Source organism: Paracoccus aerodenitrificans (genome assembly GCF_027913215.1).
GTDB classification, from domain to species: domain Bacteria; phylum Pseudomonadota; class Alphaproteobacteria; order Rhodobacterales; family Rhodobacteraceae; genus Paracoccus; species Paracoccus aerodenitrificans.
The window spans coordinates 2,888,267-2,914,421 of sequence record NZ_CP115784.1; the positions used below are offsets into that span (position 1 = coordinate 2,888,267).

Annotated in this window: 27 protein-coding genes; 13 read left to right on the forward strand and 14 right to left on the reverse strand. The window is 60.7% G+C overall.

What is annotated here, in order from left to right:
* Position 1 precedes the first annotated feature (1 nt).
* The 4 genes from PAE61_RS15570 to PAE61_RS15585 all read right to left on the reverse strand — a co-directional run bounded on the left by PAE61_RS15570 (position 2) and on the right by PAE61_RS15585 (position 2,918).
* Positions 2 to 724 carry an amino acid ABC transporter ATP-binding protein gene (locus tag PAE61_RS15570; protein ID WP_271113261.1) on the reverse strand — a complete coding sequence of 241 codons (723 nt, stop codon included), beginning with the start codon at positions 722 to 724 and terminating at the stop codon, positions 2 to 4.
* Complete coding sequence (locus PAE61_RS15575; protein WP_271113262.1) at positions 717 to 1,370, reverse strand: amino acid ABC transporter permease; 654 nt, start codon at positions 1,368 to 1,370, stop codon at positions 717 to 719. Before PAE61_RS15575 ends, PAE61_RS15570 begins: the two co-directional genes overlap by 8 nt.
* A gap of 10 nt (positions 1,371 to 1,380) precedes the next feature.
* The gene (locus tag PAE61_RS15580) at positions 1,381 to 2,046 is read right to left on the reverse strand and encodes an amino acid ABC transporter permease (protein ID WP_271113263.1); all 666 of its coding nucleotides are present in this window, start codon (positions 2,044 to 2,046) and stop codon (positions 1,381 to 1,383) included.
* Positions 2,047 to 2,108: 62 nt separating this feature from the next.
* On the reverse strand, positions 2,109 to 2,918 hold the full coding sequence (locus PAE61_RS15585) for a transporter substrate-binding domain-containing protein (RefSeq protein WP_271113264.1): 810 nt from the start codon (positions 2,916 to 2,918) through the stop codon (positions 2,109 to 2,111).
* 141 nt (positions 2,919 to 3,059) lie between these two features.
* Here PAE61_RS15585 and PAE61_RS15590 point away from each other — a divergent pair, with 141 nt between their 5' ends.
* Positions 3,060 to 4,100, forward strand: a complete 1,041-nt coding sequence (locus PAE61_RS15590) for an Ldh family oxidoreductase (protein WP_271113265.1) — start codon at positions 3,060 to 3,062, stop codon at positions 4,098 to 4,100.
* Positions 4,101 to 4,109: 9 nt separating this feature from the next.
* Here PAE61_RS15590 and cobA read toward each other — a convergent pair whose 3' ends face one another.
* A complete protein-coding gene (gene cobA, locus PAE61_RS15595; RefSeq protein WP_271113266.1) occupies positions 4,110 to 4,859 on the reverse strand; it encodes a uroporphyrinogen-III C-methyltransferase in 750 nt (249 codons plus the stop codon).
* A 48-nt stretch (positions 4,860 to 4,907) separates the two neighbouring features.
* Here cobA and PAE61_RS15600 point away from each other — a divergent pair, with 48 nt between their 5' ends.
* From PAE61_RS15600 to PAE61_RS15610, 3 genes are read left to right on the forward strand one after another with little or no spacing between them, the layout of a single operon-like run.
* Positions 4,908 to 5,384: a MarR family winged helix-turn-helix transcriptional regulator gene (locus PAE61_RS15600; protein WP_271113267.1), complete on the forward strand. Its 477-nt coding sequence runs from the start codon at positions 4,908 to 4,910 to the stop codon at positions 5,382 to 5,384.
* 56 nt (positions 5,385 to 5,440) lie between these two features.
* Positions 5,441 to 6,649: a fumarylacetoacetase gene (fahA, locus tag PAE61_RS15605; RefSeq protein WP_271113268.1), complete on the forward strand. Its 1,209-nt coding sequence runs from the start codon at positions 5,441 to 5,443 to the stop codon at positions 6,647 to 6,649.
* Positions 6,650 to 6,703: 54 nt separating this feature from the next.
* A complete protein-coding gene (locus PAE61_RS15610; protein WP_271113269.1) occupies positions 6,704 to 7,057 on the forward strand; it encodes a VOC family protein in 354 nt (117 codons plus the stop codon).
* Positions 7,058 to 7,150: 93 nt separating this feature from the next.
* Here PAE61_RS15610 and infB read toward each other — a convergent pair whose 3' ends face one another.
* The 6 genes from infB to pip all read right to left on the reverse strand — a co-directional run bounded on the left by infB (position 7,151) and on the right by pip (position 14,182).
* Complete coding sequence (gene infB, locus PAE61_RS15615; RefSeq protein WP_271113270.1) at positions 7,151 to 9,697, reverse strand: translation initiation factor IF-2; 2,547 nt, start codon at positions 9,695 to 9,697, stop codon at positions 7,151 to 7,153.
* 7 nt (positions 9,698 to 9,704) lie between these two features.
* Positions 9,705 to 10,319 (reverse strand): RNA-binding protein, encoded by a 615-nt coding sequence (locus tag PAE61_RS15620; RefSeq protein ID WP_271113271.1) that lies wholly within the window; start codon positions 10,317 to 10,319, stop codon positions 9,705 to 9,707.
* A gap of 19 nt (positions 10,320 to 10,338) precedes the next feature.
* A complete protein-coding gene (gene nusA, locus PAE61_RS15625; RefSeq protein ID WP_271113272.1) occupies positions 10,339 to 12,021 on the reverse strand; it encodes a transcription termination factor NusA in 1,683 nt (560 codons plus the stop codon).
* Between the two features lie 3 nt (positions 12,022 to 12,024).
* On the reverse strand, positions 12,025 to 12,639 hold the full coding sequence (gene rimP, locus PAE61_RS15630) for a ribosome maturation factor RimP (protein WP_271113273.1): 615 nt from the start codon (positions 12,637 to 12,639) through the stop codon (positions 12,025 to 12,027).
* A gap of 119 nt (positions 12,640 to 12,758) precedes the next feature.
* Positions 12,759 to 13,217: a tryptophan-rich sensory protein TspO gene (tspO, locus tag PAE61_RS15635; protein WP_271113274.1), complete on the reverse strand. Its 459-nt coding sequence runs from the start codon at positions 13,215 to 13,217 to the stop codon at positions 12,759 to 12,761.
* Entirely contained in the window at positions 13,217 to 14,182 is a 966-nt protein-coding gene (gene pip / locus PAE61_RS15640; protein ID WP_271113275.1) for a prolyl aminopeptidase, read from the reverse strand. Before pip ends, tspO begins: the two co-directional genes overlap by 1 nt.
* Positions 14,183 to 14,226: 44 nt before the next feature.
* Here pip and ubiG point away from each other — a divergent pair, with 44 nt between their 5' ends.
* On the forward strand, positions 14,227 to 14,964 hold the full coding sequence (gene ubiG / locus PAE61_RS15645) for a bifunctional 2-polyprenyl-6-hydroxyphenol methylase/3-demethylubiquinol 3-O-methyltransferase UbiG (protein WP_271113276.1): 738 nt from the start codon (positions 14,227 to 14,229) through the stop codon (positions 14,962 to 14,964).
* A gap of 61 nt (positions 14,965 to 15,025) precedes the next feature.
* Here ubiG and PAE61_RS15650 read toward each other — a convergent pair whose 3' ends face one another.
* Positions 15,026 to 15,409: a GFA family protein gene (locus PAE61_RS15650; protein WP_271113277.1), complete on the reverse strand. Its 384-nt coding sequence runs from the start codon at positions 15,407 to 15,409 to the stop codon at positions 15,026 to 15,028.
* Positions 15,406 to 16,128, reverse strand: coding sequence for a rhomboid family intramembrane serine protease (locus tag PAE61_RS15655; RefSeq protein ID WP_271113278.1), 723 nt, complete (start codon positions 16,126 to 16,128; stop codon positions 15,406 to 15,408). The genes PAE61_RS15650 and PAE61_RS15655 overlap by 4 nt, the downstream gene beginning before the upstream one ends.
* A 144-nt stretch (positions 16,129 to 16,272) precedes the next feature.
* Here PAE61_RS15655 and PAE61_RS15660 point away from each other — a divergent pair, with 144 nt between their 5' ends.
* The 4 genes from PAE61_RS15660 to PAE61_RS15675 all read left to right on the forward strand — a co-directional run bounded on the left by PAE61_RS15660 (position 16,273) and on the right by PAE61_RS15675 (position 20,717).
* Positions 16,273 to 17,541: a 4-aminobutyrate--2-oxoglutarate transaminase gene (locus tag PAE61_RS15660; RefSeq protein WP_434803081.1), complete on the forward strand. Its 1,269-nt coding sequence runs from the start codon at positions 16,273 to 16,275 to the stop codon at positions 17,539 to 17,541.
* 230 nt (positions 17,542 to 17,771) lie between these two features.
* On the forward strand, positions 17,772 to 18,974 hold the full coding sequence (locus PAE61_RS15665; RefSeq protein ID WP_271113280.1) for an MFS transporter: 1,203 nt from the start codon (positions 17,772 to 17,774) through the stop codon (positions 18,972 to 18,974).
* A gap of 34 nt (positions 18,975 to 19,008) precedes the next feature.
* On the forward strand, positions 19,009 to 19,956 hold the full coding sequence (locus PAE61_RS15670) for an ABC transporter ATP-binding protein (protein ID WP_271113281.1): 948 nt from the start codon (positions 19,009 to 19,011) through the stop codon (positions 19,954 to 19,956).
* Positions 19,953 to 20,717: an ABC transporter permease gene (locus PAE61_RS15675; RefSeq protein ID WP_434803082.1), complete on the forward strand. Its 765-nt coding sequence runs from the start codon at positions 19,953 to 19,955 to the stop codon at positions 20,715 to 20,717. The genes PAE61_RS15670 and PAE61_RS15675 overlap by 4 nt, the downstream gene beginning before the upstream one ends.
* A gap of 302 nt (positions 20,718 to 21,019) precedes the next feature.
* On the opposite strand, the gene PAE61_RS15680 is transcribed toward PAE61_RS15675, so the two are convergent.
* Positions 21,020 to 21,466 carry a hypothetical protein gene (locus tag PAE61_RS15680; RefSeq protein WP_271113282.1) on the reverse strand — a complete coding sequence of 149 codons (447 nt, stop codon included), beginning with the start codon at positions 21,464 to 21,466 and terminating at the stop codon, positions 21,020 to 21,022.
* Positions 21,467 to 21,651: 185 nt separating this feature from the next.
* Here PAE61_RS15680 and PAE61_RS15685 point away from each other — a divergent pair, with 185 nt between their 5' ends.
* The 4 genes from PAE61_RS15685 to PAE61_RS15700 all read left to right on the forward strand — a co-directional run bounded on the left by PAE61_RS15685 (position 21,652) and on the right by PAE61_RS15700 (position 26,021).
* Positions 21,652 to 22,164 (forward strand): HdeD family acid-resistance protein, encoded by a 513-nt coding sequence (locus PAE61_RS15685; RefSeq protein WP_271113283.1) that lies wholly within the window; start codon positions 21,652 to 21,654, stop codon positions 22,162 to 22,164.
* A gap of 106 nt (positions 22,165 to 22,270) precedes the next feature.
* Positions 22,271 to 23,638 (forward strand): 30S ribosomal protein S12 methylthiotransferase RimO, encoded by a 1,368-nt coding sequence (gene rimO / locus PAE61_RS15690; RefSeq protein WP_271113284.1) that lies wholly within the window; start codon positions 22,271 to 22,273, stop codon positions 23,636 to 23,638.
* Complete coding sequence (locus PAE61_RS15695; RefSeq protein ID WP_271113285.1) at positions 23,635 to 25,434, forward strand: sulfotransferase family protein; 1,800 nt, start codon at positions 23,635 to 23,637, stop codon at positions 25,432 to 25,434. Before rimO ends, PAE61_RS15695 begins: the two co-directional genes overlap by 4 nt.
* A gap of 137 nt (positions 25,435 to 25,571) precedes the next feature.
* Complete coding sequence (locus PAE61_RS15700) at positions 25,572 to 26,021, forward strand: PepSY-like domain-containing protein (protein ID WP_271113286.1); 450 nt, start codon at positions 25,572 to 25,574, stop codon at positions 26,019 to 26,021.
* Positions 26,022 to 26,155 lie beyond the last annotated feature (134 nt).

Consider the following 26,155-nt stretch of genomic DNA (forward strand, 5'->3'; position numbering starts at 1 on the left):
GCTAATGCGTCGCGGACAGGAACTGCTGAAGATTCGGATCTTTCGGCGCTTCGAACAGCTCATCCGGCGGGGCGATTTCGGCCATCACGCCCTGATGGAAGAAGGCCACGCGGTCGGAGACCTCACGTGCGAATTTCATTTCATGGGTGACGCAGATCATCGTCATGCCCTCGGATGCAAGCATGCGCAGCGTGTCCAGCACCTCGCCCACAAGCTGCGGATCGAGCGCGGATGTGACCTCATCGAACAGCATATAGCGCGGCGACATGGCAAGGGCGCGGGCAATCGCCATGCGCTGCTGCTGACCGCCCGACAGCCGGGTCGGATAGACATCCAGCTTGTCGCCCAACCCGACGTGATTGAGCTGCTTCACGGCCATCTCCTCGGCCTCGGCTTTCGACTGTTTCAGCACCTTGCGCGGCGCCAGCATGACGTTTTCCTTCACCGTCAGATGCGGGAAAGCGTTCCATTGCTGGAAGACGATGCCGATCTTCTGGCGCAGCCTGTTGATATCGGTGGATTTCGCGTGAACCTCAGTCCCGTCGACGCGGATCGTACCCGCATTGATCGGCTCCAACCCGTTGATGCAGGTCAGCAGGGTGGACTTCCCCGATCCCGAGCCGCCGATCACGGTCAGCACCTCTCCGTTATCGACGGTCAGGTCGATGCCTTTCAGCACCTCCAATGCGCCGAAGGATTTACGGACATTTTCGATCTCAATCATTGGACCACCGTCTTTCCAGATAGCCGCCAATGCGGGCAATGGGGAAACTGATGAGGAAATAGAACGCGCCGCACAGCATCAGCAGGAAAAGCGGTTCCTGAAGCCGGGTAATCAGGATCTGCGTGGATTTCAGCAGTTCCGTCACCTGCACGACATAGACAAGCGCGGAATCCTTCATCACCGACAATGCCAGCCCGATCCAGCTTGGGAAGGCCACCCGCGTTGCCAGAGGCAGGACGATATAGCGCATATCCTGCCCCCAGGTCAGCCCAAGCGAACGGGAGGCCCGGCGCAGCGTCGGCGGCACCGATTCAATCGCGCCGCGCACGATTTCCGCGCAATAGGCCGAGGTATACAGCGTCAGCACAAGACAGGCGACGGTGAAGCCGGATATGCGGATCTGCAGCACCGTGCCGATAAAGGCGAAGGTCAGCACAAGCTGGATCAGCAGCGGGATGGACCGGAACACATCCAGAAAGAAGGTCAGCGGCGCGGCCCAGACCGGCCCGACCTGATAGCGGAAGACCCCGAAGATGATCCCCAGCACCGTGCCGCAGAACACTGCGATCAGGGTGACGAGGATGGTCATCCCCGCGCCCTCGGCCATGAATATCAGATCGTTGAGGGTTATCGAAGTATCGAACATCGTTTCCCCCTTAATACCGGAACATGCGCCGGGCGATCAGCCGCGTGGCAAGCTGGATCACCTTGACGATGACATAGAAGATGACACCGGCAACGAAGAACAGTTCAAACGTGCGGAAGGTCAGCGCGTTCAGATCCTGCGTGACGCCGTAAAGATCGGTGTTCATCCCGACCGTCACACCAAGCGAGGTCATCAGCACCGCCCAGACCATCTGGTTCGACATCGGCAAAAACGCGATGCGCAGCATTTGCGGCATGACGATATAGCGGAAGGATTGCAGTTCCGACATGCCAAGCGAACGGCCGGACCGCGCCTGCGTGTCGGGAATGGCTTTCAGCGCGCCGCGGAAATTCTCGGACAGATAGCCTGCATTATTGAAGGTGATCCCGATCAGAAGCGAGGTCCACGGGCTGAAATGGATGCCGAAACTGGCGACGCCAAAATGCGCCATATAGATCTGGAACAGCGCCGGAGTATTACGCGCCACCTCGACCCATGCTGCTGCGATCCCGCCCAGGACGCGATTGCCCGACAGCCGGAACAGGGTCAGCACGATCGCCAGCACGATGCCGATCACCATCGACAGCACCGCCACCTGCATGGTGACAAACGCACCTTCCAGCATTTCCGGGAAGTAGCGCGAGACCTGCTTCCACTGGAATGTATAGTTGAACATGACCGCCTCTCGTCACGGAACGAAAAGGCGGCGCGGGATGATCCCGCGCCGCGCCTGCGGTCTTAGCGATAGACGCCCTGAATGGTCAGATCGGCGGGCTCACCCTCTCCGATCCATTTGGCGTAAAGCTCGGCATAGCGGCCGGTACGGACCTGCTGATTGATGAACAGGTTCATATAGTCGATCAGCCCGTATTCGCCGCGAAGCGTGATCAGGCCAACATAGTCGGGCACCATCGGGGCCTTGTCGACGATGCTGATGCCTTCGTAATTGCCCGAATCGACATTCGCCTGAGCCACCTCGACGGTCGAGACGGTCGCATCAAGCTGACCCTGCGAAAGCGCCAGGAACACATCGGCCTGGTTCTGATAGGGGCGGAATTCACCCTCGCCCCATTCATCGACCTTGCCTTCCAGCCAGATCGCCTCATAGGTGCCGGCGGTTGCGCCGACGGTCTTGCCGCGCAGATCTTCCCATGTGGACATTTCCACGCCCTGCCCCGCGACAACGGCATTTTCGAAGGCATAATACGGAATGGTGAAGCCAACGGTCTTGGCGCGTTCCAGCGTGTCCGAGGTCGAGGCAACGGCCACATCGACCTGACCCGACACCAGCGCCGGGATCCGTTCGGGGAATGTGGTTTCGACCACTTCCGCCTCGACGCCAAGCGCGGCGGCCAGATCGTTGCAGTAATCGACATCGAAGCCCTGCGGCTCGTTATTTTCGTCGCGCGACCCCATAGGCGGGAAATCCAGCACCACGGCGCAGCGCAGCGTGCCCGATGAGATGATATCGTCCAGCTTGTCGGCAAAGGCCGGTGCGGACATGGTGGCGACGGCAATGGCCGCGAATGAGCAGATGGCAGTCTTCATGTCTTCTCTCCCTATTGAGATATATGTCCTTTATGGACTTCTCCCCCAGGATTTTTATCCTCGTACTGCTGTTTAAAAGCAAATAAAAAATACAAATTGTATGCAAGATAGCGGCGTGTAGCGGTCCGCTACGGAGGAAAAATGGCAGAGGGGATTGTGATCGGCGTCGATGATCTGGAACGGCAGGTTGCGGCGATTTTCAGCGATGCCGGGCTGACAAGGCTACAGGCCGATTGCGTCGCCCGCGTTATCGTTGCCGGCGAAAGGGATGCCTGCAAATCGCATGGGATCTACCGGATCGAGGGTTGCCTGCGCACGGTTGCCGCCGAGAAGGTCGATCCGAAAGCCGTTCCCGAACTGGCCGATGACGGCACTGCCGTGATCCGCGTAGATGCGAAAGGCGCGTTCTCGCCTGCCGCATTCGCGATGGGCGCACCGGTTCTTGCGCAGAGGGCGAAAGAGCTTGGGCTGGCGGCTCTGGTCATCAACTCCTGCACGCATTTCTCGGCGCTCTGGCCGGAAATCGAGGTGCTGACCGATCAGGGGCTGGCGGCGATGGCGATGTGTCCCAGCTATTCCTCGGTCGCGCCGACCGGGGGGAATGCGGCGCTGCTTGGCACCAGCCCGATCGCATTCGGCTGGCCGCGACCGGATCGCCCGCCTTATGTGTTCGACATTGCGACCTCGGTCGTTGCACGCGGCGAGATCGAGCTGCATCGCCGCAGCGGAAAGCCGATGCCGGAAGGCTGGGCCATCGACAAGGCCGGAGCGCCAACCACCGACCCAGAAGCCGCATTGCAAGGTGCGCTGCTGCCTTTTGGCGGTCACAAGGGATCGGCGATCTCGACCATGATCGAGCTTCTCGCCGGGGCCATGATCGGCGACCTCACCAGCCCCGAGGCAATGGATTATCTGGGCGATATGTCCCTGCTGCCGCATCACGGAGAGCTGGTTCTGGCCTTCAGCCCGGAAAAATTCTCGGCCAGCCGGACCGATGATCCGTTTCAGCGGGCGGAGATGCTGCTTGAGGCGATTATCGGGCAAGGGGCGCGGCTGCCCTCTCAGCGCCGCTTTGCCGCGCGGGAGATTTCGCTGCGTGACGGGATCAGCTTATCCACGAAGGAAATCGATTCGCTTGAGCGGCTGCGGCAGGATGCCCTGCGGATTGGAAAAACAGGCTGATATTTTCGGTCAGTCCGGCAGGATTTCCGTCGATATGTCGGAAATCTCGGCAAGCGGGCCATAGAAGATCAGCGCGGGTGAGCGGCTTGGCCCTTCGGCCTCAAGCATCGCCGCTAGCCGGGCGACGGTGCCGCGACGCAGGCGCTGATTTTCCTGCGTGACGGCCTCGGCGATCAGGGCGGGGGTGTCTGCGGGCAGGCCGTGCCGGATCAGGCGCTGCGCCAGTGACGGAAAGCTGCGCTGCCCCATGAAGATAACGGTCACCGCCTTCGGATCGGCAAGCGCCGCCCAGTTCAGATCTTCCGGCAGCTTGCCGGTCACATCCGCGCCGGTCAGATATTGCACACGCCGGGCCGTCAGCCGCCGCGTCAGAGGCAGCCCCGCCACCGCCGCCGCCGCATTGACCGAGGACACGCCCGGCACGATCTCGAATGCCAGCCCCGCCTTGCGCACCACGGCGAGTTCTTCCTCCAGCCTGCCGAACATGCCCGCATCGCCGGATTTCAGCCGGACCACGCGCCGCCCGGCATTTGCATGTTCAAGGATCAGCGCATTCACGGCTTCCTGCTTGGCGCTTGGCCGCCCTGCCCGCTTGCCCACCGGGATCAGCGTCGCCTGCGCGGCAAGCGCCAGAATCGGGCCAGAGGACAGATCGTCATATAGCACGACATCCGCCCGCGAGAGCCTGTCGGCGGCGCGGCGGGTCAGCAGCTCGGGATCACCTGGCCCTGACGAAACGAAGGAAACAAACCCAGCCATTTTCCTTCCGTTACCCGAATGCGCGGCATTGGCAAGGGGTCGTTGCATATGCGACAGTTGCGCGATCAGGCGGCAGAGACCCGGATGACGATGAACGATTTCAACCTTGACGATTTTCTGCCCTATCTGCTGAACAATGCGGCGGAAGCCACCGGGCGCGATTTCGCGACCCATTATCGCACCCGCTATGGCATGAGCCGTGCACAATGGCGCATCATCGCGCATCTGGGCGGTTTCGGTGCGCTGACCGCATCCGATATCTGCGCAAGGGGCTATCTGGAGAAGTCCAAAGTATCTCGCGCGGTCGCCATTCTGGAGGAGGAAGGGCTGCTGAAGCGGCAGCCCTCATCGACGGACCGGCGGGCGGAAATGCTGATCCTGACGGACATGGGGCGGCAGGTGCATCAGGAACTGGCTGAGACCGCGCAGCAGTTTCAGGCGGATCTTGTCAAGCGTCTTGGCCCGGAACGTGCGAAGCTTTTTAAGGAATTGCTGACCGAACTGACCTCTGATCCGCCGGAGTGATCTCTTGCGCGGCATGGGCCGCTATGTTAGTTGCTTTTGCAACTTATGGAGGGAATATGTCACAGAAAACAGAAAGCTGGGTTGAAAGCGCCAATACGCCGGATTGCGAATTTCCGATCCAGAACCTGCCATATGGCGTATTCTCGGTTAACGGCGACGCACCCAGATGCGGCGTCGCGATCGGTGATCTTGTGGTGGATCTGGCCGCATGTGAACGCGCGGGGCTTCTCGATGCCGGAGGGACGTTCTCGGCGGGTCAGTTGAATGATTTCATCGCGCTTGGCAGCGAAAAATGGGCCGAGTTGCGCGAGGCGCTGACCGGATTGCTGGCGGTTGGCGGCAATACCGACCTGCCCACCCATCCGATGCAGGATGTCACCATGCATCTGCCGATCCGGGTGACGGAATATACCGATTTCTACGCTTCGCGAAATCACGCCTTCAATGTGGGTGTGCTGTTCCGTGGCCCGGAAAACGCGCTGCCTGCACAGTGGACGCATATGCCCATCGGCTATAACGGCAGGGCCTCATCGGTGATCGTGTCGGGTACGGATGTGATCCGACCGAAAGGGCAGCTCAGGACAGATGGCGGGCCGGTCTGGGGGCCCTGCAAGCGGCTTGATCTGGAACTGGAGATCGGCGCAATCGTGGGTGCCGAGACCCGTCTGGGCGAGAGTGTGGATGTGGAAACCGCGGATCGGATGATCTTCGGCTATGTGCTGCTGAATGACTGGTCCGCCCGCGATATTCAGGCATGGGAGTACCAGCCGCTTGGCCCCTTCCAGTCCAAGGCTTTCGCCACCACGATCAGCCCGTGGATCGTCACCAGCGCCGCGCTTGAACCGTTCCGCAGCGAGGGTGCAGCGCGGGACAATGAGTTGCTGCCCTATCTTCAGGAAAAAAAGCCCGGCCTTTACGATATCAACCTGTCATGGTCGCTGAACGATCATGTCCTCAGCCGGACGAATTACAATGTGATGTATTATTCCAGTGCGCAGCAACTAGCGCATCACACCTCTTCCGGCTGTCCGATGCGGGTCGGTGATCTTCTGGGCAGCGGTACGATTTCCGGGCCAACGCGCGAATCGACCGGCGCCTTGCTTGAGATGACCGAGGGAGGCAAGAACCCGGTCGATCTCGGCCCGGAAACGCGCAGCTTCATTCAGGACGGCGATACGATCACGCTGGCCGGTTATGCGCAGGCCGACGGTTATCGTATCGGCTTCGGTCCCTGCACCGGTACGGTCAAACCCGCACGGGACTGATTCAGGCTGCGGGGTTGCCGGGAAAACCGCGGTCTTGCACCACAGAGGGCCAGAATGATGCAGATCGACCATGTGCAGCTTGCCATTCCGGAAGGCTCGGAAAATCTGTGTGCGCCGTTCTGGATCGCAGCCGGGTTCACCGAGATCGCAAAGCCCGAAAAGCTGCGGGCGCGGGGCGGTGCGTGGTATCGCTCTGGCTCGGCTGAGCTTCATCTGGGGGTAGAGGCCGATTTCCGTCCTGCCGCCAAGGCGCATCCGGCCTTCGGGACGGACGAGATCGACGCAATCGCGGATCGTCTGGCAAAGGCCCGAGCGCCGGTCCGTTGGGATGAGGAAATTGCTGGCAGACGGCGTTTCTTCACCGAGGACCCTTGCGGAAACAGGGTCGAGTTTCTGGAAGCGGGTTAACCCGGCATCGGTCTTTCCATTGCTGCCGCCCGTCCGCACATGAAAAGGCCCGCCATGATGGCGGGCCTTGATTTTTGTCCTGCGAGCAGCGGATTACAGCGTCCGCTCAATCTCTTCGCGCTCGAAGATTTCGATCACGTCGCCCTGACGGATATCGTCATAATTCTCGAACGCCATGCCGCATTCCTGACCCGACTGGACTTCCTTTACTTCGTCCTTGAAGCGCTTCAGCGTCTTCAGCGTGCCTTCGTGGATCACCACGTTGTCGCGCAGCAGACGAACGCCAGCCGAGCGGCGGGCAACGCCCTCGGTGACCAGACAGCCGGCGACCTTGCCGACACCCGTCACCTTGAACACCTCACGAATTTCGGCATAGCCGATGAAGTTCTCACGGACCTCTGCGGAAAGCAGACCGGAAGCGGCGGCTTTGATATCGTCCACCAGATCATAGATGATCGAGTAGTAACGGATCTCGACGCCCTTCTGGTTGGCAGAGTTACGGGCCGGGGCATTGGCACGGACGTTGAAGCCGATCACCGGGGCGCGGGACGCCTCGGCAAGGCCGACATCGGATTCCGTGATCGCGCCGACGCCGTAATGCAGAACGCGGATGCGAACCTCATCATTGCCGAGCTTCTCAAGCGCCTGGACAATCGCCTCGGCCGAGCCCTGCACGTCGGCTTTTACCACCACCGGCAGTTCGGCCACGTTTTCATCGGCCTTGGCCTGCGCCAGCATCTGATCGAGCGTCACGGCAGCACCGGCAGCGGCACGCTTATCTTTCGCGGCCTCCTGACGATATTCAGCGATTTCACGCGCCTGAGCCTCGGTCTCGACCACGTTCAGCACGTCGCCCGCTTCGGGTGTGCCGTTCAGGCCAAGCACCTCGACCGGAACCGATGGCCCGGCTTCGTCCACGCGGTCGCCCTGATCGTTGATGAGTGCGCGAACCTTACCCCATTGCTCGCCCACGACGAAGATATCGCCGCGACGCAGAGTACCGTTCTGCACCAGAACCGTCGCGACCGGACCGCGACCGACATCCAGCTTGGCCTCGATCACCGCGCCCTGAGCGGCACGGTCCGGGTTGGCTTTCAGTTCGAGGATCTCAGCCTGAAGCGCGATCGCTTCCAGCAGCGCATCCAGCCCCTGACCGGTCTGCGCGGACACTTCGACATCCTGCACATCGCCGGAAAGCTGTTCCACGATGACCTCGTGCTGCAGCAGATCGGTACGGACCTTCTGCGCATTGGCCTCGGGCTTGTCGATCTTGTTGATCGCAACGATCATCGGCACTTTCGCCGCCTTGGCGTGGTTGATCGCCTCAACCGTCTGCGGCATCACCGCATCGTCGGCGGCAACGACCAGAACCACGATATCGGTGACATTGGCACCGCGTGCCCGCATCGAGGTGAAGGCCGCGTGGCCGGGTGTATCGAGGAAGCTCAGCACGGCACCCGAATCGGTTTTCACCTGATAGGCGCCGATATGCTGGGTGATACCGCCAGCCTCGCCCGACACCACATTCGCCTTGCGGATCGCGTCCAGAAGCGAGGTCTTGCCGTGATCGACATGGCCCATGATGGTGATGATCGGCGGGCGGGATTGCAGATCTTCGGCCTTGTCGTCAACCGTGTCGATGACCTGTTCGACATCCGCGTCAGAGACCCGGACCGCCTTGTGACCGAATTCCTCGATCACCAGCTCTGCCGTGTCGGCATCGATGGGCTGGTTCATATTGACCATCATGCCCATCTGCATCAGCGACTTGACCACATCGGCAGCACGCTCGGCCATACGGTTGGCAAGCTCCTGCACGACGATGGTTTCCGGCAACTGAACCTCACGGGCCTGTTTCTCGGCCCGCTGAGCGCCGCCCATCGCTTTTTGCTTGGCGCGTTCCTGCTTGCGCTTCATTGCCGCGAGGCTGCGCTGACGTCCGCCTTCGCCCTCAAGGGCGCTTGTTACCGACAGCTTGCCGGAGCGGCGATTGTTACGGTCGCCCTTGCCGCGCGAATCACGGTCGTCGGGACGGGTTTCACGACCGCGCTCGTTGCGACCGGCGCCCCGATTCGACACGCCCTTGGTTTCCGCACGGGATGCCGCCGCCTGAGCAGCCGCTGCATCGGCAGGGCTGGCCTCTTTGGCAGGTTCCGGCTTGCGGACTTCTTCTTTTTTCTGAGCACGCAGCCGGGCTTCTTCGGCCTTGCGGGCCTCTTCTTCTTCCTTGGCGCGAAGCAGTTCCTCACGCTCACGCTCTTCGCGTTCCTTGGCCTCGGCCTCGGCGCGACGGCGTTCGCGTTCTTCCTCGCGGGCCTTTTCTTCGGCGGCGCGGGCCTCGGCCTCTTCGGCCTCACGGGCCTTCGCGGCTGCCAAGGCCTTGAGACGGCGTTCCATTTCCGCATCCGAGATCCCGGCGGGGCGCTTGGAGGAGGATGCGACAGCCTTCGCCGCGTTCTGCGGTGTGACCGTCGGACGCGACTTGTCGCCCGCCGCCGCACCCGGCTTCGGAACCACAACGCGCTTACGCTTGGTTTCCACCACGACGTTTTTCGTCCGCCCGTGGCTGAAGCTTTGTTTCACCTGCCCAGAGCGGTTCCCGCCAAGGCCGAGTGTCTTTTTGCCGTCTGTGTCGCTCATCTGCGTCTTATTCCTTCCCGGCCCGGATGGCCGATTGCCCCCGCAGGCCATTCAGCCTGCCGGCGTCCCGGATAGTTTTTTCCGCGAGTCCGCCCTTTGAAAGCGCGCTGTGTATGACATGATCGCGCCCGAAAGCCAAACCCAATTCTGATGCGGTGAGGCAACCAAACCAACGCGCCCCTTCCGGTGTCCATAGCTTCCCCTTGCCGCGGTCCGAACCGTCCGACGCCTGAAGAAGAACCTTCACCCGACCGGCCGCAAGCCAGTCCTTGACCTTTTCATACCCGGCAACCGCGTCTCCGGATTTCCGTGCCAGAGAAATCAGCTCGACCACGCGCTTCGCCAGCCCCGCTTCGATCAGATCCGCCAGCCCGTCCGGCGCTTCGGCCTTTGCCTTCGCCCCATGCGAAAACGCGCCCTTTGCGACGGCCTTGTCGATCACCGCACGATCCGCGGTCAACCAGAATCCGCGTCCGGGCAGTTTCTCCGCAAGATCGGGCGCGACGATGCCGTCAGGCCCCAGCACAAAGCGGATCAGACCCGCTTTCGGCTGAACCTCGCGCGTCACGAGGCAGCGCCGTTCGGCGACCTCGTCTGTCTTGTCGCGTCCGCCCCGCGTCATCGCGCCCGGTCCGGGGCGATCAGGCCCCGGCCTCCTCGGATTCGGTATCCGCGTCTTCGGCGGGTTCTTCACCGGCAAGCTCGGTCGGGTCGACCCAGCCCAGCATGACGCGGGCGGTCATCACCATATCCTGAGCATCCTCAAGCGAAACGCCGAACGGTTCCAGCAGGCCTTCATCCTTGACGCGCTGTCCGTCAACCGTAGTCCAGCCTCCGGCCAGTTCCCAATCCGCGCAGGTGGCGAAATCTTCAAGCGTTTTCACGCCATCCTTGGCCAGAGCCTCTACCATCTGGGGTGTCAGGCCTTCGAATTCAACCAGACTATCCTCGACACCCAGCTTGCGGGCGTTTTCCAGAGCCTCACGATTCGCGGCTTCGATGACATCGCGGGCGCGGGCCTGAAGCTCATCCGCAGTGCCTTCATCGACACCGTCGATGGACAGCAGCTCATCCTGCTCGACATAGGCGACTTCTTCCAGATTGGTGAAGCCCTCGGCGACCAGAAGCTGAGCGAAGAATTCGTCCAGATCCAGATTATCCATGAACAGCTTGGTGCGGGCGTTGAATTCCGCCTGACGACGCTTGGATTCTTCTTCCTCGGTCAGGATGTCGATATCGAGACCGGTCAACTGGCTTGCCAGACGCACATTCTGACCGCGGCGGCCGATGGCGAGGCTAAGCTGTTCTTCCGGCACAACGACCTCGATGCGCACGGCCTCTTCATCGACAACGACCTTTGCGACCTCTGCCGGTTGCAGAGCGTTCACAAGGAATGTCGCCTGATCTTCTGACCACGGAATGATATCGATCTTTTCGCCCTGCAACTCACCCACAACGGCCTGAACACGGGAACCGCGCATACCGACGCAGGCCCCGACCGGGTCGATGGAGTTGTCATAGGAAATCACGGCGATCTTGGCGCGGCTGCCCGGATCGCGGGCGACGGCCTTGATCTCGATCACGCCGTCATAGATCTCCGGCACTTCCATCTTGAACAGTTCCGCCATGAATTGCGGATCGGTTCGCGACAGGAAGATCTGCGGGCCACGGGTTTCGCGGCGCACATCCTTCACATAGGCGCGGATACGGTCATTCGGGCGATAGCTTTCCCGGCCGATCTTTTCGTTGCGGCGCAGAATTGCCTCACCACGGCCGACATCGACCACGATATTGCCGTATTCCTCGCGCTTGACGATGCCATTGATGATGGTCCCGGCGCGGTCCTTGAATTCTTCATACTGGCGGTCACGCTCGGCCTCGCGGACGCGTTGCAGGATGACCTGCTTGGCGCTTTGCGCGGCGATCCGGCCCAGTTCGACCGGGGGAACCTGTTCCTGAAACACATCGCCGATCTGCGGACCACCGGCGAAATCCTCGACCGGGGCGCCTTCGCGCAGCCAGACGCTCTGACCGCTTTTCTGCGGCTCGAAATAGGGTTTCGCCTGCTCAGGGTTGAATTCGGCCTGATAATTCTCGACCTCTTCATCCTCGACCACGGTCCGGACGCGGGTAAAGGTCGCGTTGCCGGTCTTGCGATCAATGGATACGCGGATATCCATTTCCGCGCCGTAACGCGACTTCGCCGCGCGGGCGAGACTGTCTTCCATCGCTTCGATGACAAGCTCGGGCTCGATCATCTTTTCGCGGGCCACGGCCTCGGCGGTTTGCAGCAGTTCAAGCTGGTTGGCAGAGGTGATTGCCATCACTTACTCCTTCGTTGCGGCATCGTCAGCCGAGCCGTCTTCCGTTTGCACTTCGTCGAACATGGATTCGTCGAGATTTTCGATCTCGACCCCGGCTTCCTTCTTCTGGCGCAGCATTTCCGCGATGAGTTCATCGGTCAGCAGCAGCTTGGCATCGGCCAGCCAGTCGAAATTCAGCCCGATGGTCTGGGTCTCGGCCCCGACCTCGATATTGATCAGCACGTCATCGCCTTCCACACCGGCCAGCACGCCGGTAAAACGCTTCCGCCCGTCAATCTGCTGAGCGGTTTCCAGCTTGGCTTCGTAACCCTCATAGGTTTCGAAATCCTTCAGCCGGGTCAGGGGACGGTCGATGCCGGGGCTGGACACCTCCAGCATGTATTTATCCTCGATCGGGTCTTCCACATCCAGCGTGGCACTGACCATCGTGGAAATATCGGCGCAGTCATCGACATTGATGCCGCCCTCGGGACGGTCTGCCATGATTTGCAGCGTCGCGGTCTTGCCGCCCTGCAGCCGGACGCGCACCAGTTCGAATCCCATATCCTCGATTACGGGGATCAGGATTTCCGCAAGTCGGCGGTCAATCGCGGTCTTGGCAATCAGGTCGTTCGACATGAGCTTCCCTGAGAAATGAAAAACGGGCCCTCAGCGGCCCGTTACATGCTTCCGGTGGCGCAGGGGGTGGAAGCCTGCACCGCTGTTGAGGCTGCATATAGACCCGGCTTCCGGGGAATTCAAGCCAAATCGCGATTATCGCGCCAGATGCGCCAGTTCAGCCCTGCGGCAATGCTGATCCAGACAAGGTACGGGATCATCAGCAGCCCGGCCAGAAGGTCCGCCTGCAGGAAAACCGGAATGATCGCGGCCAGCACCACCCAAAGGACCGCGATGACGATCATGCCCATCCCCATGCGCCGCGCTCCGAAGAAAACCGGCGTCCACAGGGTGTTAAGCGCGATCTGCAACGACCACAGGGCAAGACCCGGCGCGGGGTTAGCACTCAGCGCGATGCGCGTTGCCGCAAAAGCCGAGATGACATAGAGCGCCGTCCAGACGATCGGGAACGCCTTTTTGGGTGGCGTCCAGGACGGTTTTTTCAGTGATCTGTACCACTCACCCGGCAGAAAGACGCTTCCCGTCGCAGCGGCAGCGGCGCAGGCCGAAAGGAGGATCAGGAAATAGAATCCGGCCATCAGCGTCGTTCCTTTATCTCATTCATCACCGACACCAGCTCGGCAGCGATTCGCGGTTCTGACAAGGCGTGGCCAGAGCCGGGAATAAGCCGAAGGTCGCAGCCACGCCAGCCCTCGGCCAGAGACCACGCGCCGCGCGGCGGGCAAACCATATCATAGCGTCCCTGAACGATATGGCAGGGAATATACTCGATCAGGTGGCGGTTCCGCAGAAGCTGCCCTTCTTCAAGGAAGCATTTATTATAGAAATAATGATTCTCGATCCGGGCGAAGGCGCGGGCATATTCCGCCGAGGCCGCCGCCGGATGGGCGATATCCATTCCCGCCAGCCCGTTTTCCCACAGGATCCAGTGCCGTGAAAGGCGACGCTGTTCCCGGTCATTTTCCGAAAACAGTCGGCGGTGATAGGCCGCGACCATATCGCCGCGCTCGGATGGCGGGATCGGTTCGCAAAAATCGCGCCAGCGCTCCGGCCAGAACCGAGCCGCGCCGCCGCCATAGAACCAGTCCAGCTCGGCCTGAGTGGCAAGAAACACGCCGCGCAGGATCAGGGCTTCGACCGGGGCGGGATGGGCCTGCGCATAGGCAAGCGCCAGCGTCGCACCCCAGCTTCCGCCGAACACCGACCAGCATTCGATGCCGAGCGTTTCGCGGATTTTTTCGATATCCCCGATCAGATGCTGTGTCGTATTGTCCACGACAGAAGCATGCGGCGTGGACAGGCCGCACCCTCTTTGATCGAACAGCACCACCCGGTAATGCGCGGGATCGAAGAAACGGCGCATGAACGGGCTGCACCCTCCGCCGGGGCCGCCGTGAAGCACCACGACCGGCCGCCCATCGGGATTGCCGGATTGCTCGACATACAGCGTATGCCCGCCGCCGACAGTGATCTTGCGCCTGTCGAAGGGCTCGATATGCGGATAAATCCGCGCTGCGCCTGTTTGCCCTGCTGTGCGATCCATAGTTTCCCTATATACGGCGTGTGACCGGCGCGAAAGGACCGACCATGACAGACAGCCGAGACCCCTCCGAGATCGCCAAATTCGAGGCGATGGCCGCCGAATGGTGGGACCCGAAGGGCAAGTTCAAACCGCTTCACATGATGAACCCGGTGCGGCTTGGTTATGTCACCTCTCAGATCGCCGCCGAGTATCGCCGCGACCTGAAAGCCCCGCGTCCATTCGAGGGACTGAGGCTTCTAGATATCGGCTGCGGGGGCGGGCTGCTGTCCGAACCGATGGCGCGGTTGGGGGCCGATGTGGTCGGGGCCGATGCCGCCGCGAAGAATATCGAGGTGGCAAGGCTGCATGCCGGACAGGTCGGGCTGAACATAGACTACCGCGCCGAAACCGCCGAATCCCTGCTGGCGCAGGGTGAGCAATTCGATGCCGTTCTGGCGATGGAAATTGTCGAACATGTCGCCAATCCCGCCGATTTCGTGCAGACCTGTCACGATCTTCTGAAACCGGGCGGCGTGCTGGTGGTCTCGACCCTGAACCGGACAATGCGCAGCTTCGCCGCCGGAATTATCGGCGCAGAGTGGATCATGCGCTGGCTGCCCAAAGGCACCCATGAATGGTCGCGCTTCATCACCCCGGATGAGCTGGCCGGAATGATGCAGCGCAGTGGGTTGCAGGTCGCGAACCGGATGGGGATGGTGTTCAACCCGATCAGTTGGAACTGGAGCCTGTCCGACCGCGATCTGTCGGTGAATTACGCCGCGACCGGGCTGCGGCCTGAGTAAAGGGGCGCTGCCCCTCGCCGCTTGCGCGGCTCACCCCGGGATATTTCCGCCAGGATGAAGGTCAGCGGTCGGATGAATGGTTGACGCCGTCGCTCCACGGGACGGGATCGAGATCGCGCGGGTTGACGCCCTCAAGGCAGGCGGCGTTGATCCCGTATTCATTCGGGTTCGAGCGCCGCTGATGGTGGGTATAGATGCCACATTGCTTGCAGAAATAATGTTTCGCCGTGCGGGTGTTGAACTGGTAGAGCGTCAGCATATCGGCACCCTTGACGATTTCCAGCCCCTCAAGCGGTGCGCTGACCGCGACAGCGCCTCTGCGGCGGCACATTGAGCAGTCGCAGCGGCGCTTTGTGTTGAGACCATCGCTGAGCGTGACCGAAAGCTCGACCGCCCCGCAATGGCAGGTCAGGCGATGGGGTGTGTTGATCGTGGGAAGTGTCATCTGCGCACCTGCGGTATTCTGGACCGGGAATATGAAACGGCGGGATGCGGGGGGCGGCCATGCGTGCGGCTCCAATAGGCGAGGCCTCCCAGCCTGAAGAAGATGGGCAGGGCGAAGATCGCCCCGGCGACGAAGCCGCCTGCATGGGCCCAATAGGCGACATTATCGCCTCCGAAAAGCGAGAAACTGCCGAAGATCTGGAACAGGAACCAGAGACCCAGCATGACCCAGGCCGGGATGGTGAAGATCTTGATGAAGATAATGATCAGCGCCAGCACATCGACGCGCGCCTTCGGAAACAGCAGAAGATAGCCGCCCATCACACCCGCAATCGCTCCGGAAGCGCCGACCATCGGAATGCCGTCCAGGGGATTCGAGGCGATCTGGGCGGCAGCGGCGGCCAGCCCGCTGAGCAGATAGAAGATCAGGAAGCCGACATGGCCCATCTGGTCTTCCAAATTATCGCCGAACACCCAGAGGAACAGCATATTCCCCGCGATATGCAGAATGCCCGCATGCAGGAACATATGGCTGAACAGTCCCCAAAGATTATACCCGTTCACCACCGCGACCGGATACAGCGCCAGTTGCTCCCATAAGCCGGTCATGCCGACCAGCCAGGGGGTCGTCAGGACGAACATCACGATATTGATGATGATCAGGCAGATCGTGACATAGGGCGTACGTTCGGACGGGTTATGGTCGCGGATCGGAAACATCTGGTCCCTTCAGGCCTTTGCCCGGGACGATGCCCGAGCCGGTGCCGCAACGCAAGCGCAGCATATCATCGCCGATGCGCTGCCGCTTTTCCTTGTGAAAGCCCGCGGCTAGAGTTTCTCCTGAACCGATTCGAGAGGGTGCTCATGTCTTCGCTGACCGACCGCAGAAACGCCGCGATTTCGCGCGGGGTGGGCATGACCACACAGATTTACGCAGACCGGGCCGAGAACGCCGAGATCTGGGACAAGGACGGCAATCGTTATATCGACTTTGCCGCCGGAATCGCCGTTGTGAATACCGGCCATCGTCATCCGAAAGTGATGGCGGCGGTGAGGGATCAGCTCGACCGGTTTACGCATACATGCCATCAGGTCGTGCCGTATGAGAACTATGTCGCTCTGGCAGAGCGGCTGAATGAGAAAGTGCCGGGGCCGGGGCCGAAAAAGACGATCTTCGCCACTACCGGGGCCGAAGCGGTGGAGAATGCGGTAAAGATTGCCCGCCACTATACCGGACGCCCCGCCATTGTGGCTTTTGCGGGCGGATTTCACGGGCGTACCTTCATGGGGATGGCGCTGACCGGGAAGGTTCAGCCCTACAAGGCCGGATTCGGGCCGATGATGAGCGATATCTGGCATCTGCCCTTCCCGAATGATTTGCACGGCATCACTCAGGATGACGCGATTGACGCGCTGGAGAGGCTGTTCAAGGCCGATCTGGAGCCTGAGCGTGTCGCGGCGATTATCGTCGAGCCGGTACAGGGCGAAGGCGGGTTCTATGACGCGCCGCAGGGTTTTCTGGCGCGGCTGCGCAAGATCTGCGATTCACATTCGATCCTGCTGATCGCCGATGAGGTGCAGACCGGCTTCGCCCGCACCGGCAAGCTGTTCGCGATGGAGCATCACGGCGTCTTTGCCGATCTGACCACGATGGCCAAGGGTCTTGGCGGGGGGCTGCCGATTTCGGCGGTGACCGGACGCGCCGAGGTGATGGACAGCCCTGCCCCGGGCGGGCTTGGCGGAACCTATGCTGGGAACCCTCTGGCGGTGGCCGCGGCCCATGCCGTGCTGGATGTGATCGAAGAGGAAGAATTGTGCGACCGGGCCGAGCGGTTGGGTCAGAGGCTGAAGCAAAGGCTCTCGGCCCTGCGCGACGAGGTTCCCGAGATCGTCGACATTCGCGGCCCCGGCTTCATGAATGCGGTTGAATTTAACGTCGCAGGCAGCGATCGTCCGAACCCCGAATTCGCCGGGCGCGTCCGCGAAGAGGCTTTGAAGCGGAATCTGATCCTGCTCACCTGCGGCGTTTACGGCGATGTGATCCGCTTCCTCGCGCCGCTGACAATCCCGGACGATATTTTCGCGGAAGCTCTGGATATTCTGGAAGAAAGCGTCAGAGCCGCGCGGGGCTGACCGGGCCGAAGTGCGGCGATCCGGGACCCGGATTTGCGGGTAACGGGCGGTTGTCGCCGATGCATAGCAGCTTCGCGCTGCGGGAAATCGGTTTGACCTTGCGGCCCAACTGATTGATCCTTGCGCCGCGCGGCCCTTTGGGGCTGCCGGATTTTTCTGTGGACGACTGGCCTTTGCAGCCCGGGGAACTGGCTGGTCCGGACATCGTCCCCTTGCGATCGAAAGGCTGCATGATGGACCGGATCTTGCGTGATCCCCGTGCCTGGGGAGTGATGCTTGCGGCGACGCTGACAATCATGTCGAACGCGACGATTACCCCTGCTCTGCCGGGCATTCAGGCGATGTTCCCGAACAATCCGAACGCAGAGCTGCTGACCCGGCTGCTGATCACCGCACCGTCGCTGATCGTTGCCATCGTGGCGCCTTTCGCCGGAATCGTGGTGGACCGGCTGGGACGGCGCAGGCCTCTGTTCTTCGGGCTTATCGTATATATCGTCGCCGGAACCGCCGGGCTGTACCTTCAGTCGCTGGAGGCGATTTTCGCCAGCCGGCTGGTGCTGGGTCTGGGTGTCGCGGCGATCATGACCGCGCAGGCTGCCCTGATCGGGGATTATTTCGACGGCCCCGAGCGCGGGCGGCTGATGGGATATCAGTTGGCAGCGGTCAATCTGGGCGGTCTGATCTTCGTCATGACCGCCGGGTTTCTGGCCAGCAGCAGCCCGCGCCTGCCATTCCTGATTTACGGCCTCGCCATTCCGATTTTCCCTGTATTGTGGAAACTTCTGCCGGAACCCGAACTGACATCGCCGGACGGACACGGCACGGCAACTCAGGGCGGCGGAGAGAAGGGCTGGCCGATCACGGTGCTGATAATGGCAACGGCAGCGTCTTTGAGCTTCGTGATCTTCTATGCGGTGCCCACGCAGCTTCCCTATTATCTGGTCGATATCGGGCTGGACGATCCGCGCTATGCCGGAGAGGTAATGGCGTCGATGATGCTGGCCGCCTCGCTGATGGCGGTGATTTCGGGCTGGATCAGGCCGTGGCTTGGCCGGATCGGCACGCCGGTCGCCGGTTTCCTGCTGTTGGCCTGCGGATTCTGGCTCCTTTCGATGGCGCATCAATTGCCTTATGCAATGGCGGCAACGGCGCTGATCGGTGCGGGGCTTGGTTTCTGCATGCCGACCTTCATTACCACCGCACTGAACGCGGCACCGTTCAAGCACCGGGGGCTTGTCTCTGGCCTTGTGACCTCATCCTTCTTCTTCGGCCAGTTCATGTCGCCCATCGTCAGCCAGCCCATCATCAATCACTGGAGCTATGAGCGGGCCTTTGCCACCGGCGCGGCGGTCTTCGTGCTGATGGCGGTGGTGCTGGCAATCACCCTGAAGCGGCGGCAGTCGAAACTGGACAATCCCGCCCCTGCGCACTAGCGTCGCGCCGATTCCAACCATGAGGACCGGGCGGATGAGCGCGATTATCGAAGTCGATCACCTCAGCAAGCAATACGCCAACGGTCCCAAGGCTCTGGACGATGTCTCGCTGGAAATCAACGAGGGTGAGATCGTCGCATTGCTGGGGCCGAACGGGGCCGGGAAAACGACTCTGATCTCGATCATTTGCGGGCTGGTCGTGCTGACAGGCGGCACCGTCCGCGTCGGCGGTCACGATATTCGCAGCGACTGGCGGGCTGCCCGGAAGATGATCGGGCTGGTGCCGCAGGAAATCACGCTTGAGCCGTTCGAAACCGTGCTGAACTGCGTCCGCTTCACGCGTGGCCTCTATGGAGCGCCGCCGGATGACGCTTACCTGGAAAAGATCCTGCGCAGCCTCGCTTTGTGGGAAAAGCGGAATGCGATGACCCGCGAACTTTCGGGCGGGATGAAGCGGCGCGTGCTGATCGCGAAGGCCCTGTCCCATAACCCGAAAGTCCTGTTTCTGGACGAGCCGACCGCCGGTGTCGATGTCGCTCTGCGGCGCGAAATGTGGCAGGTGGTCGATCAGCTTCGCCGGGACGGTGTGACGATCATCCTGACCACGCATTATCTGGAAGAGGCCGAGGAAATGGCCGACCGGATCGGCGTCATCAATAACGGGAAGCTGCTGCTGATAAAGCCCAAGGATGAGCTGATGGGTGAGTTCGGCAAGAAACATCTGACGATTGAGCTTTATACGCCTCTCGATGCACTGCCCCCGCAGCTTGCCGAGCGCGGCCTTACCCTCTCAGAGGATCGGCGCAGCCTTGGCTATGATTACGATACAAGGTCGGACCGCACCGGCATCGCGCATCTGCTGGCCGAACTGGCCGGTTTGGGCATTCAGGTGCGTGACATCTCGACCAAACAATCCAGCCTTGAGGAAGTATTCATGCCGCTGGTCTCGGACGAACCGCAGAAGGCAAAGGGCGCGGCATGATCAATACCGGGGCTGTCTGGGCAATCTATCATCATGAAATGACCCGGTTCTTCCGAACCGTCTGGCAATCCATCGCCTCGCCGGTTCTGTCCACCGTGCTGTATTTCGTGGTGTTCGGCGCGGCAATCGGCGGGCGCATTCAGTCGGTCGAAGGCATCCCCTACGGCGCATTCATCGTGCCCGGGTTGGTGATGCTTACGCTGTTGCAGCAATCCGTGTCGAATGCCTCATTCGGGATCTATTTCCCGAAATTCTCGGGGACGATCTATGAATATCTGGTCGCACCTGCCAGCTGGATAGAGGTCACCGCCGGTTTCGTCGGAGCCGCAGCGTCCAAGTCGATCCTGATCGCAGCGATCATTCTCGTGACGAGCTTCTTCTTCGTCGGCGTGCATATCGTGCATCCGTTCTGGATGCTGGCATTCCTGTTCCTCACCGCCTTCGCGTTTTCCCTTCTGGGCTTCATCATCGGGCTGTGGGCGAAGAATTTCGAACAGTTGCAAATCGTGCCGCTGATGGTCGTCACCCCGCTGGTTTTCCTCGGCGGCGCCTTTTACTCGGCATCCATGCTGCCCCCGTTCTGGGAGTTCGTGGCCAAGCTGAACCCGGTCCTTTACCTGATCTCGGGTTTTCGTTGGGCGTTCTTCGACATGGCCGATGTTCCCGTGGGCGTGTCCCTGATCGCCGTGACGCTGACAATCATCGTCTGTCTCGCGACGATTCGCTGGATCTTCGCGACCGGCTGGCGGCTGCGCGAGTGATCTGAATCTGACACGACATTATAGCCGACGAAATTCAGCGGCGAATCCAGATGCTTGTGGAACTTGTTTCCCGCTGGAGTGTTACAGTCCCGTTCGTCACTTTGATATATAAGCCGCGCCAGTCGACGAGACCCGCATTTTGGTCACGAATGATAATAACCCACCATTACCGGAGGGCATGACAGCGACAACGCGGTCGGTAATAGGTAACGCCTCATCATGGGACCCGAGGCTATGTCAACCGTAAGGCAACCAGTACTTGTAAACGAACATCAAGGTCCGCGCCCGGCGCGGACCCTTTTTTAACGCCCGCAAATTCGGGCCTGAGGATCAAGCTTTACGTAATCCTCTGCTGAAATTTTATGCATGTCCAGAGAGTATTTCCACTCACTGTTCCACTTCTCCAGAATGCCGCCACGGTAATAATATCCCATCACCTGATCCACATAAGGCGGAATGATATTGGTGTTCGGGATTCTCGGAGCATGGAACCCGACCGCTGCATCGCCAGCGATACAGGCATTGCGCATGGTCAGCAGCATGGTGCAGGCGGAACGGCAATATCCGCGGATCCGGACCTCTTTGCCCGACCGTTCCAGCCGGGAACGCATGCCGACCATCTCCAGCACATTCCCGCCGCGATGGTTCACCACCTCGATATGCGTCCCGTAATCAAGGATCTCGGCCCCGGACACCGAGGGCAGCGCCACGACAAGCGCCAGAACCGCATATGGGAATCTTATCTTCATGAGGGCTATATTTGCGCGAGCTTCAGTCTCGGGAAAGCCAAAGCTGCGTGAGCAGAACAACATACCAACTGATAAATTTGTTACATCACCGTGCAAACATCCGGCCCATTGCGATTGGGGCGTGTAATTTCCGGCAAGGGCGGAAAAATATCCGGTACGCGCGTGCATCTATAGGAGTAATTAATATGACAGGTCGTATTCTCTGGATCGTTATCGGGGTTCTTTCGATCCTCGCGGGCATACTTGCCCTTGCCAATCCCTTTGCCGCGACCCTCACAGCCGAGCTTATCGCCGGATGGTCTTTCCTTTTCATCGGTATCCTCCAGATCTTCGCCGCATTTCAGGCGCGGGGCTGGGGCGGTCGGATCTGGGTCATTCTGCTTGGGATTGCCTGCATCTTTCTGGGAATCATGCTGCTGCGTAACCCGCTTGTCGGCATTGTCTCGCTGACCCTGATGGTCGCCGTGCTATTCCTTGTCGAGGGCATCTTCAAGGTCGTCATGTCGTTTGATTTCCGTGGCACGAATGCATTCTGGCTGCTGCTGCTCAGCGGTGCGCTTTCGGTGCTTCTGGCCATCATGATCTTCGGCAACTTCCCGTCCTCGGCGGCGACGATTCTGGGCATCCTGCTGGCGGTCGAGCTGATCTCGAACGGGGTGACCATGATCGCGCTGTCCACGACCCGCGCGGCAACCTGATCCGTGACGCAGGACCGGAGGCGGACGCATCGCCGCGCCCGCTTCCGGCAGGGTTTGCGCATGCGGCAGCTTGCTTTTGCGCAAGGCTGAAACTAGGACTCCGGCGATGAGCCAGAACCCGCCAATCATACGCCCGGACCTCGCCCGCGCCTCGGTCCCCTCGGATATCCGCCGCGCGGGCCAGCCGACCATCGGCATGGTCAGCCTCGGCTGCCCCAAGGCGCTTGTGGACAGTGAGCGCATCCTGACCCGGCTGCGTGCCGAGGGTTATGCGATCAGCCCGGATTACAGCGGGGCCGACGCGGTGATCGTGAATACATGCGGGTTTCTGGACAGCGCCAAGGCCGAGTCGCTGGATGCGATCGGCGAGGCGCTGACCGCGAATGGACGCGTCATCGTGACGGGCTGCCTGGGGGCGGAACCCGATTACATCACCGGCGCACATCCCAAAGTTCTGGCGGTGACCGGACCGCATCAATATGAACAGGTGCTGGATGCGGTTCACGGAGCCGTACCGCCCGCGCCCGATCCTTTCCTGGACCTGCTTCCCGCATCTTCTGTGACGCTGACTCCGCGCCATTACAGCTATCTGAAGATTTCGGAAGGCTGCAACCATCACTGCAAGTTCTGCATCATCCCCGATATGCGGGGCCGTCTGGCCAGCCGCCCGGCCCATGCCATCATGCGCGAGGCCGAAAAGCTGGTCGCGGCAGGGGTCAAGGAATTGCTGGTGATTTCGCAGGATACCTCGGCCTATGGCGTGGATCTGAAACATGCCGAAACCCGCGGCCATCGCGCCCATATCACCGATCTTGCGCGGGATCTGGGATCACTGGGCGCATGGGTGCGGCTGCATTATGTCTATCCCTACCCGCATGTGCGCAATCTGATCCCGCTGATGGCGGACGGGCTGATCCTTCCCTATCTGGATATTCCGTTCCAGCATGCTCATCCCGACACGCTGAAACGCATGGCGCGACCGGCTGCGGCGGCAAAGACGCTGGACGAAATCGCGGCATGGCGGACAGATTGCCCCGAGATCGCTTTGCGCTCCACCTTCATCGTCGGCTATCCCGGAGAGACCGAGGAGGAATTCCAGACCCTTCTCGACTGGCTGGATGAGGCGCAACTGGATCGGGTCGGCTGTTTCCAATATGAAAACGTCGCCGGTGCGCGTGCCAATGACCTGCCGGATCACGTCCCCGAAGAGGTAAAGCAAGAACGTTGGGATCGCTTCATGCAGAAAGCGCAGGCGATTTCCGAGGCCAAACTGGCCGCAAAGGTCGGTCAGGTGCTCGATGTGATCGTGGATGAGGTGGATCAGGACGGCGCCACCTGCCGGACCAAGGCCGACGCGCCCGAAACCGACGGCAATCTGTTTATCGACGAGGGTTTCGACGGGCTGTCCCCCGGCGATATCGTTTCGGTCACGGTGGACGAGGCCAGCGAATACGATCTCTGGGGGACCCGTTGAGCCGGTCCTGGGACGCTGAGGGGAAGCCGCGCAAGCCGCGTATCCTCTGCATCGGTGCCCAGAAGGCCGGGACATCCTGGCTGCATCAGCAATTGAATGAGCATCCAAAAATCTGGACCGCTCCGATCAAGGAGCTGCATTATTTCAACGCCCGCCACCGGCCCGAAGATCTGAAATGGCTGCCCTGGCATTTCCGTAGATCCGTCACGGCAACCGAAAAGCGCTTCGAGAGACGGCAGGAAGAGATGCCTGCCGAGATTGTGCGCTATCTTCTGGATCTCACATCCGAACCGATGTTCACCCCAAGATGGTATCGGCAGGCCTTCGCCCCGGCACCAAGGGGCATGTGGCCGCTGGATACGACCCCGGAATATTCGACGCTGCCCGAAAAAGGGCTGGATGAGGTGGCCAATTTCCTGCCCCGCGCGAAGTTCATCTATCTGGTCCGCGATCCTGTCGAACGCGCCATTTCGCAGCTCCGCATGAACCTGTCACGCAAAAGATCCATGCCCCGCAACCCGCGCGGCTTCATGAAATATCTGGATCTTCCCGAACTGCATGATCGCGGCGATTATGCAACCTATATCCCCCGCTGGCAGAAACGGTTCGGACCTGACCGGCTGCTGATCCTGCCCTATGGACGCATCGCCACCGAGCCGGAAAAACTGATGCGCGATATCGAGGATTTTCTCGGGCTTGTGCCTCATGATTATCAGAATCTGTCGGACCGGGTTCACGAAGGCGCCAAAGGCGTTTCCTTCCCTCAGGAGGGGTATGATTTCCTGAAAAAACGCTTTGCAGCACAATATGAGTTTCTTGAGGATCGCTTCGGGGCCGATTTCGTTGCCGCAACCACCTCACCCGCCGGGACGACTGCGCCGCCTGTTTCCGTCCCCGCCCCTGCTGTCCAGAATATCCCGAAAAACGAGGACACAACCCACTGGGCCGAGTCTCCGTCTCCGCAAAAACCGACCGTCATCGGCATCGGGGCTCAGAAAGCCGGGACAAGCTGGCTTCATGCGGCGATGGGGCAGCATCCCGGCCTTTGGACGCCTCCGCTGAAGGAAGCGCATTTCTTCAACCATCTTTTCTGTCCCGATAACCGCAAATGGACTCCGAACCATGTCAGCGGGACCGTGGCGGCGATCCGGTCGCGATATTCGCGCAGCGGTAAGGTGATGCCTGCGCATCTGGCCGCGTATCTCGACTGGCTGGCAACCGAGCCACCCTTTACCGAAAACTGGTATATGTCGCTTTTCGCGCCCACACCGCCAGACGCCAGACCGATGGAAATAACCCCCGCCTATTCCGGGCTGCCCGGTAAGGGCATAGATTACATGCTGGAATTCCTGCCCGATGCCCGGTTCATCTATCTGATCCGGGACCCGGTTGACCGGGCAGTGTCGCAATTGCGCATGAATATGCGCCGCCGTGCGCAAACTCCGAAACAGGCCTCGGCATGGCTCAGCGCCGCCGCGAATGATGCGGTGCTGGAGCAGCGCGGCGACTATGCCCGCTACATTCCCCGCTGGCGCAGGCGGCTTGGTCCCGACCGGCTGCTGATCCTGCCCTATGGGCTGATCGGATCGGCTCCGGATGCGCTGATGCGGCAGATCGAGGATTTTCTGGATCTGCCCCGCCATGATTACCAGAATCTGGAAAAACGCGTCTTCGCCACGCCCGAGTCGGATAATATGCCGGAAGAGGTCCGGGATATTCTGGCCCGGCGTCTTCGACCGCAATATGAATTCTTGAACACGCATTTCGACGCAGATTTCAACGCCGCCTTGTGCTGATCTGGTGTACACACGGTGTACGATCGGAGTCAGCGCCATGCTGCGTCGCGGAAATTTTATCTCAGCCGGGAAACCCCTGCCCTCAGGCTGCGTTACCCCGGCAGTTCGAAACTGAATTTACGTCAAAGGAACCCGCGATGAAATTTGTGACCACCGTCCTTATCGGCTCATTTCTGGCCGCCCCTGCTTTTGCACAATACGGTCGCCCCATGATCGATCAGGCGGTTCTGGATTCGACCGCTCAGGCGCTCTCGCTGACCGACGTCCAGAAACGCTCCGAGGACCGGCACGTTCCCGACCTTCAGGGCCGCCTGCCCGGCGGTGCCATGATCGAAGTCGATTTCAACCGTGACGGCTCGGTGGAGGAAATCGAAGCCCGCAATTCCGGCCTCGCACCCGTGTCTGAAGTCTCTGCCGTTCTGCCCGAAGCCCTGCTGAATGCTGACCGTTTCCCGGCTGACGGGCGTTTCGAGAAGATCGAACTGGACAAGGACGGTTTCGAGTTCGAAGGCCAGGACGCCAGCGGCAACTGGGTCGAAGCCGAGTATGGCCCGGACGGCCAGCTTCGCGACTGGGAAACCGAATAATCCCTTCCCCAAACCGCATCAGATCAAACGCCCCGGATCATTCCGGGGCGTTTTCATATCTGCACCGGACACACGGCAGCGCTTCAACTTTGCCACGCAATCGCCTAAATACCGCCAAACCCCTTTCGACAGGA